Annotated in this window: 11 protein-coding genes; 2 read left to right on the top strand and 9 right to left on the bottom strand. The window is 34.6% G+C overall.

Translation table 11 applies throughout. From position 1 onward, the window contains the following. Positions 1–17: 17 nt before the first annotated feature. On the bottom strand, positions 18–1445 hold the full coding sequence (locus ABEB18_RS12795) for a rubredoxin (RefSeq protein ID WP_348799697.1): 1428 nt from the start codon (positions 1443–1445) through the stop codon (positions 18–20). Between the two features lie 31 nt (positions 1446–1476). Then, a complete protein-coding gene (locus ABEB18_RS12800; protein ID WP_348799698.1) occupies positions 1477–4992 on the bottom strand; it encodes a molybdopterin-dependent oxidoreductase in 3516 nt (1171 codons plus the stop codon). A gap of 464 nt (positions 4993–5456) precedes the next feature. Between ABEB18_RS12800 and ABEB18_RS12805 the strand changes: the two genes are divergently transcribed. Beyond that, positions 5457–5696: a hypothetical protein gene (locus tag ABEB18_RS12805; protein ID WP_348799699.1), complete on the top strand. Its 240-nt coding sequence runs from the start codon at positions 5457–5459 to the stop codon at positions 5694–5696. Between the two features lie 81 nt (positions 5697–5777). On the opposite strand, the gene ABEB18_RS12810 is transcribed toward ABEB18_RS12805, so the two are convergent. The 7 genes from ABEB18_RS12810 to ABEB18_RS17515 form a co-directional block, all read right to left on the bottom strand. Further along, positions 5778–7256, bottom strand: a complete 1479-nt coding sequence (locus ABEB18_RS12810; protein WP_348799700.1) for an MFS transporter — start codon at positions 7254–7256, stop codon at positions 5778–5780. A 141-nt stretch (positions 7257–7397) separates the two neighbouring features. Further along, entirely contained in the window at positions 7398–8057 is a 660-nt protein-coding gene (locus ABEB18_RS12815; protein WP_348799701.1) for a response regulator, read from the bottom strand. A gap of 276 nt (positions 8058–8333) precedes the next feature. Then, entirely contained in the window at positions 8334–10085 is a 1752-nt protein-coding gene (locus ABEB18_RS12820; RefSeq protein ID WP_348799702.1) for a sensor histidine kinase, read from the bottom strand. A 166-nt stretch (positions 10086–10251) separates the two neighbouring features. Continuing rightward, positions 10252–10839 (bottom strand): DUF4202 domain-containing protein, encoded by a 588-nt coding sequence (locus ABEB18_RS12825; RefSeq protein WP_348799703.1) that lies wholly within the window; start codon positions 10837–10839, stop codon positions 10252–10254. Positions 10840–10955: 116 nt separating this feature from the next. Continuing rightward, entirely contained in the window at positions 10956–11336 is a 381-nt protein-coding gene (gene nirD, locus ABEB18_RS12830; protein WP_348799704.1) for a nitrite reductase small subunit NirD, read from the bottom strand. A 104-nt stretch (positions 11337–11440) separates the two neighbouring features. Further along, a complete protein-coding gene (gene nirB, locus ABEB18_RS12835) occupies positions 11441–13948 on the bottom strand; it encodes a nitrite reductase large subunit NirB (RefSeq protein ID WP_348799705.1) in 2508 nt (835 codons plus the stop codon). 309 nt (positions 13949–14257) lie between these two features. Next, positions 14258–14512, bottom strand: a complete 255-nt coding sequence (locus ABEB18_RS17515) for a T9SS type A sorting domain-containing protein (protein WP_498371373.1) — start codon at positions 14510–14512, stop codon at positions 14258–14260. Between the two features lie 214 nt (positions 14513–14726). Between ABEB18_RS17515 and katG the strand changes: the two genes are divergently transcribed. Beyond that, entirely contained in the window at positions 14727–16946 is a 2220-nt protein-coding gene (gene katG / locus ABEB18_RS12845; RefSeq protein WP_348799707.1) for a catalase/peroxidase HPI, read from the top strand. Positions 16947–16950 lie beyond the last annotated feature (4 nt).

Raw genomic sequence — 16950 nt, forward strand, 5'->3', positions numbered from 1 at the left:
TATTTGGATTTAAGCAGTTAAACGCTTACTTCTACTAATGGAGTGAAATTACTTTTTGGAGCTTCGCATAAAGAACAGCAATAACTTTCGGGTAAATCTTTGAAGAGAGTACCTTTTGCTATCCCCTGAATGACATCTCCATATTCTGAATTGTAAACTGTTAAACATTCTTGACATTGGTGTATATCTAATGTTTTGGTTTCTTTTTTTGTTGTAGCATTTTGAAATTCGAGTACACTTGTGCCTAATTCATCAAAATATTTTTTACTTAATTCGATGAGGATATTGGGTAATTCTAGTTTGTCAACATCTTGAGCATGAACAATGTATTCTCGAGTATTTGGGTCGAAGTTTTTGGCATGTAAAACGTTGAAAGTGTCTCTTATCTTAAGCACTTCTAAGTCTTTTGGAGGTTCATTTTTTTCGATAACTACCGATGTGAAATAATGCCCATCTCTATTGTAATCAGATAACCCAAAAGTAAGTCCGTATGTACTAATGTCAAATTGGTCTAATGTTCTAACTAAAAAAGTTTTTAGATTCAATGCCCATTCCATTGCTACTGGCAAATGCCAATTAAGTTCTAGTAATGAATGTCGTACATTGATTCCTTTTTTGCCTAAAAATTTTTCCCAGTCTAGTTTGCGGTCTTTTGGAATTCCTTTTACAATAAAAGATTTCCAAGGAGTAATACAGATTTTTCCAATTTTACATTCAAAACACAAATCACACATTTCCTTTAGGAATTGTAAATCATAAAGATTGTTTCTCCAATAGAGTCCTAACCAGTACTGATCGATTCCAAGCTTGTTCATTCCTTCGTAATAAGGGAAAGGGTAGAACGGAATATTTAATGGTTTGTCAATGGTTCTGTTGTTTGTATCTAAATGACTTATAAGTTGAAAAAGCATATCAATAGAATCAGGTTCTTCTTGAAGACTTTTCTCGATTTCATAGTATATTTTGCCAATATCCCAACTATAAATTAAAACGGGGAAAAGTTCTTTCTTATCCCATTTTGGAAGGCGAACATATAAAAACCAATAATCTTCATGGTGCGATGCTATAAAGTTTATGTTTCCAGTAAATAAGGGTACAAGTTGTTGTAGTGGGTCAGTAATATTTACTTTTAGTTCGGGTTGTTCTTTAAATTGTTCTAAGATATAGAGGAATTTGTTTCCTGTTAACCAAGGTGTGTTTCTAAAAATATCTGTAGATACATATGAGGAGACAATGTTATTTCCGCTTTTCTCGTTTGGATAAACAAAATGGTATTTGCTTGTTTTGTCTGGATCATTTATTTTGAAATCTTTTGGGAATATAATATCCTGCCTTGAACCAAAAGAAATTGCTTTTAGGCCTTGCTCTAGTCCCATGTTTACAATATCACGTAATTCCCCTGGAGAAATTACACCGCCTTTTACTATGAGTCTTGTTAATTCCATATTTTTTTCTTTTAATTCATTTTAGTTTTATCTATCCGCACTTTGCCAAAATCTCTTTTACTTCAGTTTTACAACTACCACAACCCAATCCAGCTCCAGTAGTTTTACATAGTTCGGTGAAATTGGTTACACCACTTCTAATTGAGTCTTCAATATTTCCGCTTCCAACTTGACTGCAAGAACAAACAAGTTTCCCGATTACTGGTTTGGCTTCGGCAGAACTTCCTCTTAACAAGGTGTTTCTTTTATCTGCCAATTCGATTTTGCTTTCGATCATGGTTTTGAATTCGGCAAACTCATTTTTGTCTCCCATTAGGATTGCTCCAATTAGTAAGTCGTTTTTGACGATGCACTTTTTGTAATAGCGTTTTCCTAAATCAGCAAATACGATTTCTTCATATGAATCGTCATTTTCAGGAACCTCTATTTTGCCAATACTGCAAAGATTAATGTCTTCAAGTTTAAGGATATTCATTAGGATAGAACCTTTGTAATAACTACTAATATCTCCAGCTATAAAGTTGGCTAAAATATCTGCTTGTTCTTCTGCTGCTGAAGTTATTCCGAAGAGTTGATTGTTGAATTCGGCTATTTCGCCAATGGCAAAAATATCCGGATTAGAGGTTTGTAAATATTGATTTACTTTGACCCCGCGACCACAAACTAGTCCAGTTTCTTTGGCTAATTCTATATTAGGAATGGTTCCAATGGTGTAAACAATAGCGTTGGCCGTCAAGATTCGGCCACTTTTTAAGGCAATTTCTAGTTCGTTTTCATTTTCAGTTTCAAAAACAGTACTTACTTCGTTGTCAAAATAAATTTGAATATCTCTTAATTGTACTTCTTCGGATAATAATTTACTAGAAACCCTATCCAGCTGGCGTTCCATTAAGCGAGAAGCTCTTTGAATGATTGTTATCTTAACTTTTTTATGTTTTAAAGCCGCTGCAAGTTCTAGTCCTAATAAACCACCACCTACAATGACAACGTGTTGATCTTCGGCTGGAACGTTTGTGTTATCTAAATAATCTTTTAATCTATCGGCATCATTCTTTTTTCTAATGGTAAACCTTCCTGGTAAGTGTAATTGTGCATTTTCTGGTATAAAAGGACGACTTCCTGTAGCCATAATCAAAATATCAAATTGGTGTATTTTATTTTGACTATCAGTTATGGTTTTATTTGTGGAGTTTATGTTGTTGATTGCAACACCAGCTCTCAAGGTAATATTTAAATGGTTTAAGGCTTCGTTGTTTATTTTTTGAAGACTTTCCCATGTTAATTCGGCTGTGATGTATTCTGGTAATAGTACACGATTGTAGAACGGGTTTTCTTCATTAGAAAAAACTATAATTTCATCGGTAGTATTTAGCTCTCTGTAATTTTGAATGAAACGAAATGCAGCTGCTCCTGCGCCAATAACGGCAATTTTTTGAAAAGGTTTACTGTATTTTTTTACCGAAACGGTAGTGTATTTAAAATCAGGTTCTTTGGATACTGGATCTATAATCGTATTGGTTAGATTGTTGGTTCTGTTTAAGTCGTTGTCCAATTGTTTTCCCCAATGCATTGGCAAAAATAAAACTCCCTCTTTTATAGTTTCGGTAATGGTTGCTTTTACACGTACTTCGCCATTTTTACTACTCACCACAACAATATCACCGTTATTGATGTTGGATTTATATGCGTCTATTGGATTTATTTCTAGAACAGGACTAGGGGTATGTGTCATCAGTCTTGATACTTTACCTGTTTTAGTCATCGTATGCCACTGATCTCGAATACGCCCTGTAGTTAATATAAACGGAAATTCATTCGAAGGAGATTCCGAAGTGTTTTCAATTTGGGTTGGGATGTTGAAAATAGCTTTTTGAGAAGCAGTAAAGAATTTTTTATCCGAAAACAATCGTGGTGTTCCATTATGTCCGTAATCTGGAACTGGCCATTGAAAAGTTCCTTCGTTTTTTAGTCTTGAATAATTTAAATACGAAATATCGATGTTTGTGCCTTTGGTCATAAGGCAGTATTCCTTATAGATGGCTTCGGTATTATTGAAATTAAATCCAGAGAATTTCATTTTTTTGGCAAAATTCAGTAAAATTTCTACGTCTGATAAAGCTTCACCAGGAGGATTTATGGCTTTTGGGAGATATGAAATGCGACGTTCAGAATTGGTCATGGTTCCCTCTTTTTCCAGCCAACCTGCGGCGGGCAACAATAAATCGGCAAATTTTGCCGAATCTGAGCTGTGGGATATGTCTTGAACAACTACAAATTTTGCATTTTGTAAAGCTTTTTCAACTCTACGTGATTCTGGTAAACTTACCATTGGATTGGTACAAATAATCCAAATTGCTTTCATTTTTCCAGACTCTAAGGCGTCAAACATTTCTGTAGCTGTGAGACCTGGATTTTCAGAAATGGAATCAACTCCCCAAAAATCTGCTACTTCTTTTCTATGTGTTGGATTATTTAATTCTTTGTGAACTGCCAATAAGCTGGCCATTCCGCCTACTTCTCGACCGCCCATTGCATTTGGTTGTCCTGTTAAGGAGAAAGGTCCAGATCCAGGTTTTCCAATTTGCCCTGTTACAAGTGAAAGGTTTAATAATGCTGTATTTTTATCGACACCAATAGCACTTTGATTGAGTCCCATGGCCCACATTGATATAAATCCTTTGGCTTTGCCAATATATTCTGCCGCTAAATAAATGTCGTTTATGGATACACCACATACTTTTGAGGCTTTCTCGTAAGAACTATTTATAACTAAGTTTCTGTATAGTAGGTAGTTTTCGGTATGGTTTTTTACAAAATCAGAATCTACATAGCCTTTTTCGATAAGTCTTTTTCCTATAGCATGGTATAACACCACATCGGTTCCTGGAAAAATTTGTAAATGTAAATCTGCAGCTATGGCCGAATCGGTTCTTCTTGGATCGACAACGATAATTTTTGTTTTAGGATTTTTCTCTTTGTGTTGTTCCAATCTTCTAAAAAGAATTGGATGACAAAAAGCTGGATTTGCTCCAGTAATCAAGAAAGTGTCTGCCAATTCGATGTCGGCGTAAGCAATTGGAACAGAGTCTTCACCAAAAGTTTTTTTATATCCCACAACAGCAGAACTCATACAGAGTCTAGAGTTTGTGTCTATATTATTTGTTTTTAAAAAACCTTTCACTAGTTTGTTTACTAGATAATATTCCTCGGTAAGACATTGTCCTGATATGTAAAATCCAACACTATCCGGACCGTGTTTTTTTATGATAGATGTAAAAACTGCTGCAGCTCGCTCTAATGCGTCATCCCAACTTACTCTTTCTTTTGGGTGCGATTTGCTCCATCTCATTTCGGGATATAGTATTCGATCACTAGTATCGTTTACTACATAATGCAAATTCATCCCTTTTGAGCAAAGCATACCTCTGTTTACAGGGTGATCTTTGTCACCTGTAACCGTCACTCCATTTTTAGAATCATTTTTTACAATAATTCCGCATCCTACACCACAATAGGAACACGTAGTTTTGATTTCTGTATTTTGCATTATCTATATCTTTTTGAGGGTAGCTTAGTAATGGACTTTGTTTGTCAGTTGTAAGACAAAAATAAGTAATAATTAAGTATAAATACGTATAAAATTGATTTATTTTGCTTTTTCTATTTATTAAAATTAGAATGATAAAAATCAGTATTAATTTTTGAATTATCAAGAGAATTGGGGGTTTATATAGACAATAATATAGGTCTTTGTATAATTTTTATTTTGTGTTTTTGAATGAGTTTTTTTATTTAACATCAACTTGTTGTTTGTTTTGAGTAATGGTTTTAGTTTTTTTCTAATTTTAGAAAGTTAAATTGAAAATGATGTGTTATATAATAAAATAAATACTTACATCATTTTGTAATTGTTTTATTTATATATTTGTTTTTACCGTGTTTGGAATCAAAATTTTATTTTGGTTTCAAATTGTTAACTACCTGTTTTTTAACTAATTAAAAATATTTATTATGAAAAAGTATTATGGTTTATTTTTTGTTTTGTTGGCTTGTGTTTTAATGACTAGTTGTACCAATGATGATGATATGATTAGTACTCAAACCACAGCTGAAGAAGGAGATATACGTAAAGGAAAAATTGCTGCTGATGTTGTTGAGACGAGTGATGCTCAAGAAGATGAAGATGATGGGAGAAAAGGTAAAATTTCTGCAAAAGTTTCGGATTCTGATGAACAATTAACTAAAGAGTAATCTTTAGGGTAAAAACTAAAAACTGCTCTTCAAATCTTAAATTTGAAGAGCAGTACTATAAGTAATTAAAAAAAGAAAATATTATTTTCTGTCAATTTCTTTGGATAATACTGGTTGTCTTTCATTCATCATTTTGGTAACTGTTATGTGCATCCAAACTAGACAGATGATAGAAAACAATAAGATAAATATCCAGGAGCTAGACCAAAATCCGGTTGAGTTTAATAAGTATCCAAAAATAATTGGGCAAAAGAATCCTCCAAGTCCACCTATCATTCCAACCATTCCGCCAACTACGCCCACTTCGGTTGGAAAATATTCAGGGATATGTTTGTAAACAGCTGCTTTACCAATTCCCCATGAAATTCCAATTAGAATTACAAGAATCAGATATACCCACATATTGGCGCTAAAATGAATTGCAGTAACTCCTTTTGCAAGTAATTCTTTTTTGTTTATTTCTTGATTCTCGATAACAACAACCTCTTGCCAGCTATTGCGTGTAGGGAAAATACTGTTTTCGATGGTTTTTTCTACTTTCGTGATGATTGGATATTCTTTGTCGCCTACTTTTATAAGAGAATTGGAAACTGCTGTGATTGTCCCTTTTTTGGTAGCCATAATTCCGGGCCCAGCTGTTTTTATATCCATTTTAGGAATCATAAGCATTGCGCTTAAAATTACAGAGGAACCCAATACCCAATACATTACTTTTCTTGCGCCGTATTTATCGGATAGGTAACCACCAAAGGCACGGATTACACCAGATGGTAAACTAAACATGGTGGCAAACATTCCGCCCATAACCAAACTGGTTTGGTAAACATTCATAAAGTTTGGAAGTAACCATTGCGAGTAAGCTACAAAACACCCAAAGACCAAGAAATAATACGCTCCAAATCTCCAAACTCTAGTGCTTTTTAAAGAGGTTAGTCTTTCGGAAATACTTTTGGGTTGATTATCTGTTTTTTTATTTTTGGTGAATAGCAAAAAAACAATTCCGATGATTAACAATGCAATTCCGTACAAAATCGGAAGTGTTTTCCAGCCGTTTTGAGGATCATCTGCTGAAAACTGATTTAGTAATGATGGAGCAAGGAATGTTGTAATAGCAGCCCCTGCATTTCCCATTCCGAAGATTCCTAATGCTCTTCCTTGCCATTCTTTTGGATACCAAATAGAGGTAAAACCAATTCCAACTGCAAAACTAGTTCCTACCATTCCGAATAAAAAGCTTAATAAAGCAAACATAAAAAAGCTATCGGCAAATGGTAATAGGAATAATGGAATGGAACAAAGAAGAAGTAAAAGTGAGAAAACATATTTTCCTCCATATTTGTCGGTCAAGATTCCTAATGGCAAACGCATTACAGAACCAGTTAAGATTGGAATTCCTAATAGCCATCCAACTTGAACTACGTCCCATTTGAAGATTCCGTTATCTACTAAGTAAGTTACAAGAACTCCATTGAGAGTCCAACAGGCGAAACACACCGTGAATGCTAAAGTATTTAGAAATAAAATGCGGTGCGATAATGAAAGAGAATTTGTTGTTGACATAATACTTATTGTTTTTATACAAAACTAAGTAGTATGAAACGCAAAAAAGCTGCGTTTTCGCAGCTTTTTAAAAATAATTAAGTATTTGTACTTATTTTTTTAAATAAAAATACGTAGTTTGTATTGAGTTGTAGATAGGTATTACAAAAGAGAATATTCTGTAGCTTTATTAGAAAGTTCCATTAAGTTTTTTACTTTTAGTTTTTTCATCAAATTAAAACGATGTACTTCGGCAGTTCGTTTGCTGATGTCAAGAGCTTCGGCAATTTCTTTATTGCCTTTTCCGCTAAGTAAGAGTTTTAAAATTTCTTTTTCTCTTTTGGTAATTAGTTGTTCTTCGGCTAGCTGTTGTTTGGGTTCTGTATTTAGAGAAGGATTGGTTAATTGTCCAATTAAGATTGAAGAGATGTCTCCACTAAAATATTTTCCACCATTCGAAACAGTTTGAACGGCTTTTAGGAATTCTTCTTTACTTGAACCTTTAAGTAAATAACCATCGGCACCTGCTTGAATAGATTTTAATACGTATTCTTCAGATTCGTGCATGGAGAGCATAATAATTTTGACGTAATTGCCTTTGCTTCTCAATTGCTCGACTACTTCAATTCCAGTGAGATTTGGCATTCGTATATCTAGAATTAATAAGTCTGGTTTTATTTCTTCTACAATTTTCAATGCTTCAATGCCATCTGTAGCTTCCCCTACAACATTTATATTGGTTTCGTTTTCTAATAATGATTTTATACCGTCTCTTACAAAAACGTGATCGTCTGTAAGAACTACTTTAATTGTATCACTCATAATATACTTAATTAATCATTTCTACTCTTAAGTAGATTCATCTAATTTTGATGCTAATATACGTATTATTTTAAAAATTAAAATTTAAATGTGTTTTGTCTGCTTTTTGCGTGAAGGATAGAAGCAAACTACCAACGTAGTGCGGATAGCCTGACCCAGTTGCAAAAAGGGCTGTGTAGCCGGGCTGATTGGTAAGCACTTTTTGCAACTGGGGCACGCCCAAATTATATTTTTAATTTTTTTGTCGATACTGAAAATTGATTTCTAAGTATTTTTTTAAATGGGAATATTGAATGTGATTCTGGTTCCTTCATTTGGAATAGAATTGAAGAAAATTCGGCCATTGATATATTGGATTCGTTCTTTCATAAATAGAAGTCCCATTCCGGATTCGCTATTTCTTTTTTTCTCAACTGCATTAATATCAAATCCTTTACCGTTATCGTCTATGATGATGCTTAGTAGGGTTGTACTGTGCGAAAGTTGTACGATAATATGGGTCGAGTCGGCGTATTTTATGGCATTATTGATTGCTTCTTGTGTCAATCTATAAATATTAACTTCTATTAAGGAATCTAATCGGACATTAAAATCGGTTTTATTGTAAAATAATATGTTCTTGCCAGTAAGTTTGGAAAGTTCTTGTGTGAGTTTTGATAAGGCTGAACTGATTCCGTGATCGCTCAATTCAGGAGGCATTAGGTTGAAAGTTGCGGTTCGCACTCCTTTTATAATATCTAGGGATAATTTTTTTAGATAGTCTATTTTTATGGCTGCTTTTTCGGGATCTTCTAAGTTTATGCTTTCGAGGCTAAATTTTAGTCCAGTTAGCATTTGTCCGATGCCGTCGTGGATTTCGCGGGCAATTCTGTTTTGTTCGTTTTCTTGGTTTTCAACAATTTTGCTAGAAATTATTTTTTGTTGGTTTAATTTGTTTGTAATGTTGATTGTGTTTAATCGTTCTACTTCTTGTAGAGCTTTTTTGCGTTCTGTGATTTCGAAACAAATGATTAAAAGTTCGGATTCGTCTTTTTTTATAGTAACGGGAATCATAGATAAATCTAACCAAATAGATTGCTCTGAACGGGTTGTGATGTTTAATTCTCCTTGCCAGCCTCTTCGGTGATTTTCTTGTATGATGCGATCGATAGATTGTTGCTCGTTTTCGATGGCTGTCATTACGGCGCTAAATTTTGATTCTGATTGAAAGGGGTTGTATTGTAGCAGTTTTGAAAATTTTTCTCCGATATGAATGATTGTTCCATCGGGTGCAATACGGCAATAGAGTAGGGTGTTTTCCATTGCGTAGTTTAGCGATTTTAATTCTTTGACAGAGTTTTCTTTGGCTTCGCTAATGATTTCGGTGTTTTGGGCAAGTTTTAATGCTTTTTTTTCAGAAGATAATAAAGTATGAATAAGAGCTTCAATTTTTCGGGTGGTTGGTTTAAAAATGAATACAAACTCCATTAGTAAAACCAATAGGGTAAAGCCGAGTAAGAGGTACTCGGTTAGTCTTTGTTGTGTTACTTTTTCTAGTGCCTCGTCATCGTACTCGCTAACAATCTGATTCATTTCGGCTAGAAAAAGAGCTTCATTGTCGAGTAAGGATTGAATTAGTTTTAGGTAGTTTTCTTCGTTTTTATTTTGACTTTTATTCTCTAAAAAAGTATTGGTAACCTTGATGATGGTGTCAAAGTTTGGTTCGATTTTCTCAAAATATTGTTCGAGAATTTTGTTTTTTTCTTTTGGAAAACCTAGTTGTTCATTACCATTTACTAATAGATTATGGTTGGATTTCCATAAAGAAATTGTTTTTTTTATTTTATCGATTTGTTCTTTTTTTTGAAGAGTATCTGTTATATAAGTAAGTACCAGGATTTCTTTTGTCAATTTTTGGCTCAACATTCTTTGCTTACCAGATGTATTGATGATTTTAGAATCGCCAAGTTGTCTGTAAAGATTATATTGGATAAGGAATTGACTTAAGACTACTGTTATTGCAATAGTAACTAAGGCGAACAGATACATTCGCCTTAATTTGTTAAATGAAATTTTATCAAATGAAATTTTGGATTTTTTTTTCATATACTAAAAGTAACATCAATTAATCGGATTGTTTAGTGTTATCAAAACTAACGATTTTTTGTTGTTAATTTTTTAGTTAAACTATAAATGCAAATCGTAGAATTGATTTTTATAATGCTAAAGCGTCTTTTATCAATTGGAGATTTTCTGGAGTATAGTTTATTTTTAGAGCTTCTTGATGCCCTTTTTCGGACATTTTATTCCAAGTTTTCAGAATGATGTTTTTTAGTTTCTCTTCATCGTGTTTGTGTACGAATGGTTCCAAATAGAATTCTAAGAAAACAAGGCAGATGACATCCTCTAATAGTTGTGTTTCTTCGTCTTTTTTGAGTAATTTTTTTTCAATCAAAAAAGAAACTCGGTCGATGAATGTATCATCATAACCAGCTTTTTTTAAGATTTCGGCTGTGGTTTTGGAGTGGAATTTTTTTAGATCTTCTCTCCATTTTAAATAGCCAACACGATCCATTGGATAGGATTCTCTAGCTACTTTCCAACGGCAAATATGTTGGGCTTTGGCGGCAATTTGGACAGCTTCGGAGGCATTTGGTTCGAAGTTCATCAGTCTTTCATACATTCTGTCTGAATATAATAACTCTTTTGGATAGGTTATTTCTTGGTAAACTTCGTTATTTGGATCGGCTTCATTTTCGGCATCAATCCATGCGCTGGCATTTAAAAAAGGGATAGTTTTCATTTGAAAAAGTATAAATTCATGGGTATTTACTAATTTAGTATTAGGTTGTGAGTTGAGTAAATCCCAATACTAAACTAGTATTTCATATTGATATGCTTATTTCAAAGATACGTACATTAATCTAGAAACCCAACGAATACTTCGTCGCCTTCAATTTTTACGGGATAAGTTGCAATTTTTAAATGATCGTCTCCATTTAAATTGGTTCCGTCAACCAATGAAAATGTTTTTTTGTGCATCGGACAGGCGATTTTTGGAACTCCGTCTGTAGATCCAGTCATTCCTCTAGATAATACCATTTCCATTTTGTGAGGACAGGCATTTTGACAAGCGTACCATTCATTTCTTCGTTCAAAGTTAAAAATGGCAATTTGCTTGTTTTTGTATTTGATGCAACCGCCTCTGTTACTTGGGAAGTCTTTGATGTTACCCGCTTTGAACCAGGTTTTTACGGCACTTACATTTACGGTTTCATATCGGCTTAATAATTCTTCCATGACGTTTAGTTTTGTTTTCAGATCTCAGCCCCACCATGAGGATTGGCAGAGCCAAGATGCGGAAAAGTTGTTTTTATATTTTTTTATCTAATAGGAAATTGATTTTACCAAGGTCTAGGCATTTTTTGATCTCTCATTTCTACATATTCAAGATTGTCATCTCTTTCGTCAGTATTGACGAAGTGATTGAAACGTTTCATTAATCTTGGTTTTTCAAGCACTTGATTCCATTCGCATTCATAACTGTTGATGAGTGCAGCCATTTCAGAATCTAATGTTTCGCAAATTCCGATTCGGTCAAAAATGATAACTTCTTTTAGGTAATCCAGACCACCTTCTAGTTTTTCTAACCAAGTTGAGGTACGTACCAAAGGACCAGCAGTTCTGATGTAATACATTAAGAAACGATCCATATATTTAAGTACAGTTTCTTTGTTTATAGCTTCTGCTAACAGAACTGCATGCTTAGGATTTGCTCCGCCATTTCCGCAGATGTAAAGATTCCATCCACCTTCTACAGCTATCAATCCGAAATCTTTTCCTCTAGCTTCGGCACATTCTCTGATACAAGCCGAAACTCCTCCTTTAATTTTATGAGGTGCACGAATTCCTTTGTAACGGTTTTCTAATTCGATAGCAAAACCAACGCTATCATCCATACCGTAACGGCACCATGCGTTACCAACACAGCTTTTTACAGCTCTTAGTGATTTTCCGTAAGCGTGACCAGTTTCAAAACCATTCTCGATTAATATTTTCCAAATGGCTGGTAAATCGTTTAATTGAGCTCCGAATAGGTCAAGGCGTTGTGCTCCAGTTATTTTGGTGTATAAGTCAAATTGTTTGGCTACTTCTCCAATAACGATCAGTTTTTCTGGAGTAATCTCTCCACCAGCCATTCTAGGTACTACAGAATAAGTTCCGTTTCTTTGAATGTTTCCTAAAAATCTGTCGTTTGTGTCTTGTGTGGTAACATGTTTGTTGGCAGTATCATTATAGATACTTGAGAAAATAGAAGCTACTACTGGTTTGCAAACTTCACATCCATCGCCATTACCGTGGTGATCTATTACTTCGTAATAATTAGTGTATTTGTTGATTTTTACAATATCAAATAACTCTTGTCTGGTATAGTTAAAATGTTCGCAAATACTTTCTTTAACTTCTTTTCCTAAAGATTTTTGGGTAGCTTTTACAATATCGCTGACCATTGGTTTACATCCGCCACAACCCGTTGTTGCTTTGGTTAATTTTACAACATCATCAAAGGTGTTTGCGGTTCCGTCAATTAATGAACAACAAATAGAACCTTTGGTTACATTTTCACAAGAACAGATTACGGCAGTATCTGGTAAATCAGAGGCACTTCCTAATGGAGACCCTTCACCACCTCTTGAACCTAAAATTAAATCCTCTGGGTTTTCTGGTAATGCCATCGAGTTGATGTAAATTTGGAATAACCCATTGTAGTCTGATGAGTCACCAACAAGAATTCCTCCTAAAAGTTGTTTGCCATCTTTGGTAACATTGATTCTTTTATAGATACCGCTGAATTTATTTTCGTAAACGATAGCAGTAACATTTTCATTTTCAATAAATGGATCACCAAAACTCGCAACTTCAACTCCAATTAATTTTAATTGAGTGGACATATCGATGGTTTCTCTCATCGTTTTATCTCCTTTAAGGATTTGTTCTGCAGCAACATCGGCCATTTCGTAACCTGGAGCTACTAGACCGTATATCATTCCGTTGTATAAAGCTGCTTCACCAATTGCGTATATATAAGGGTCAGATGTTAGCATTTGATTGTTTACTACAATCCCGCCTCTTACGCCAACTTCAAGTCCTGCAACTCTAGCTAGTTCATCTCGAGGTTTGATTCCTGCAGATATAACCAACATATCAACCTTTAACAACTCATCATTGGCAAACATCATTCCCTTTATGCTTTCTTCACCATCAATATATTGTGTGGCTTTGTTTAGATGGATTCCGATATTGAGCTCCTCGATTTTGGATTGAAGCATATTACTTGCACTTTGATCTAATTGTCTTGGCATTAAGCGTGGAGCAAATTCTACCACATGTGCATTTAGACCTAGGTCGCGAACAGCTTTGGCAGCCTCTAGACCTAATAATCCACCACCTAATACGGCAGCTTCTGTTGAACCGTTTGATTTGATTTTCTTTGCGTAAGCCATGATCGCATCGAGATCTTCTATGGTTCTGTACACAAATACACCTTCTTTTTCTACCCCTTGGATTGGAGGAACGAAGGCAGCTGAACCTGTTGCTAAAACTAAGTAATCATACTGATATGATTTGCCTAAGTGTGTGCTTATTGTTTTTTCTTCTTTGTTGATGTTTACGATTAACTCCGAAGTGTTTAATTTAATATTGTTTTCTTGATACCATTCTGTCGTTGATAATGACAGATCATCAGCGCTTTTACCTGCAAAGTATTCACTAAGGTGAACTCTATCGTAAGCGCGTCTAGATTCTTCTCCAAATACTGTAATTTGATAATTTTCTTGCCCAGATTTCGAAACGAATTTCTCGCAAAATTTATAACCTACCATGCCGTTTCCGACTACTATTACATTGATCATAATCTGTTAATTAAGTATTACTACGCAAACATACGTATAAATACTTAATTTTAATACTTAATTTTGTTTTTTTTTCTTAAATAGAATGATTATTAATAATAATAGATGTGAATTGTAATAATTGTATGAATAATTGTTTTTGTAACCCTTTAATAATGAATAAACCTACTTATTATATGGATGAGTGGGCTTTTGTTTTATAGCGTTTCAAACGGTCTGTGTTGCTTACGGATTTTGCTCAAATAACCTGAAATGTTACTATCTAATTGTCTTTGAAAGGGAAATAAATAGAAGTACTACTTATTTTTTTTAAATTATTTTATAAGTATGTAGTTTTTCATTGTTGATTTTTTTTAAATAGATTCCTTCGAATAATTTTGAAATATCTACTACAGCTGTTTCACTTGATAATTGACCTGATAAAACGCTTTTTCCTGATTGATCTAAAACAAGATAGGGTATTATTTTATTCATATTAGTAGTCAATTTTACTTTTATGAAGTCGCTTGAAAGATTTGAGTTTCTTCTGGAAAGTTTGCGATATAATCCTTTACCTATCTCAATTGATTATTCATTAAGATTTATGTTTAAAAAAGATGAATTTCGAATCTTTTGTTTAACTTAGTGTGGTTAAGGATTTTTTCGATTTGGTTTATCGAAATTATTAATTCGATTAAAGTTTTTTTAATTTTAAGTATAGTTTTTATCTATCGAAAAAGATATTTGGATAAGATGTATTTTAATAAATTCGTGTCAATACTTTAAAAATCAAAATTTTATGGAAAATAACACAAATCACAATGGAGCAACAAGTGGGACAGGTAAATGTCCGTTTTCAGGAGCGAATGCAAAACAAAGTGCAGGTTCGGGTACGAGAAACAATGACTGGTGGCCCAATCAGTTAAAATTAGGGATTCTAAGACAAAACTCTTCTTTGTCTAATCCTATGGGTGAAGATTTTAATTATTCTGAAGCTTTCAAAAGCCTTGATTTGGCTGCACTCAAAAAAGATCTTTACGATTTAATGACCGACTCCCAAGATTGGTGGCCAGCAGATTACGGTCATTACGGCCCTTTCTTTATACGAATGGCATGGCACAGTGCAGGAACGTACCGTATTGCAGACGGTCGTGGAGGTGCTGGTTTTGGTACACAAAGGTTTGCACCACTTAATAGTTGGCCTGATAATGTGAATCTTGATAAGGCTCGTTTGTTGTTATGGCCAATTAAGCAAAAGTATGGTAATAAAATTTCGTGGGCTGATTTGATGATACTTACCGGAAATTGTGCATTAGAATCAATGGGATTTAAAACTTTTGGATTTGCAGGAGGTCGTACCGATGTTTGGGAGCCTGCAGAAGATATTTATTGGGGATCCGAAGGAAAATGGTTAGACGATAATCGTTATTCAGGAGATCGTGAATTGGAAAATCCGTTGGCGGCTGTTCAAATGGGTTTGATTTACGTAAACCCAGAAGGGCCAAATGGGAATCCTGATCCGCTTGCCTCTGCGCGTGATATCAGAGAAACTTTTGGTCGTATGGCGATGAATGATGAAGAAACTGTTGCTTTGATTGCGGGAGGGCATACTTTTGGTAAAACTCACGGTGCTGCCGACCCTAATGAATATGTTGGCGCTGAACCAGCAGCAGCAGGTATAGAAGAGCAAGGTTTGGGTTGGAAAAATACTTTTGGAACAGGTAACGGTGAATATACTATTAGTAGTGGACTTGAAGGTGCTTGGACAACTACACCTGCTAAATGGAGTAATAATTATTTTTGGAATCTTTTTGGTTATGATTGGGAATTGACCAAAAGTCCTGCTGGAGCACATCAATGGAAACCCAAACATGGAATGGGAGCAGATTCTGTTCCAGATGCACATAATCCTTCTAAACGTCATGCGCCAACTATGCTTACTTCGGATCTCGCTTTGAAGGTAGATCCTATTTATGAGCCAATAGCTAGAAAGTTTCATGAAAATCCAGATGCTTTTGCTGATGCTTTTGCTCGTGCTTGGTTTAAATTGACACATCGTGATATGGGACCAATTGTTCGCTATCTTGGTTCAGAAGTGCCAAAAGAAGAATTGATTTGGCAAGATCCAATTCCGAAGCCTGATTATACATTGATTGATGATCAAGATATTACCATTTTAAAAAATAAAATTGCAGCTTCTGGACTGTCAATATCACAATTAGTTTCGACTGCTTGGGCATCGGCATCTACTTTTAGAGGTTCAGATAAACGTGGTGGAGCCAATGGTGCTCGTATTCGTTTAGCTCCTCAAAAAGATTGGGCTGTTAATAATCCAACTCAATTAGCTTCTGTTTTAAGCGTTCTTGAAGGAATTCAAGCTGAATTTAATCAAGGAGGAAAACAAGTTTCGCTTGCTGATTTAATTGTTTTGGCTGGAAATGTAGGTATTGAAATAGCAGCTGACAAAGCTGGACATAAAGTGAATGTTCCTTTTGCTCCAGGCAGAGGAGATGCGTCAGCAGAGCAAACAGATGTTGATTCTTTTGCAGTACTTGAACCTGAAGCAGATGGATTTAGAAATTATATGAAGACTCAATATACGATTTCAGCTGAAGAAATGTTAATTGATAAAGCGCAACTATTAACTCTGACAGCACCTGAATTGACTGTTCTTGTTGGTGGTTTACGTGTTTTGAATATAAATGCTGACCAGTCTAAAAATGGTATCTTTACAGCAACACCAGAGGTACTAACAAATGATTTCTTTGTGAATTTACTTGATTTTGGTACTACTTGGAAGGCTTCTGCTTATTCAAATGAGGTATTTGAAGGAACAGATAGGAAAACAGGAGAATTGAAATGGACTGGAACTCGTGTAGATCTTATTTTTGGTTCGAATTCTGAATTACGTGCGCTTGCCGAAGTGTACGGTAGTTATGATGCAAAAAATAAATTCATTGAAGATTTCGTTGCTGCATGGACAAAAGTTATGAATTTGGATCGATTCGATTTGGTTTAATTCA

Source organism: Flavobacterium adhaerens, assembly GCF_040045115.1.
Classification (GTDB): domain Bacteria; phylum Bacteroidota; class Bacteroidia; order Flavobacteriales; family Flavobacteriaceae; genus Flavobacterium; species Flavobacterium adhaerens.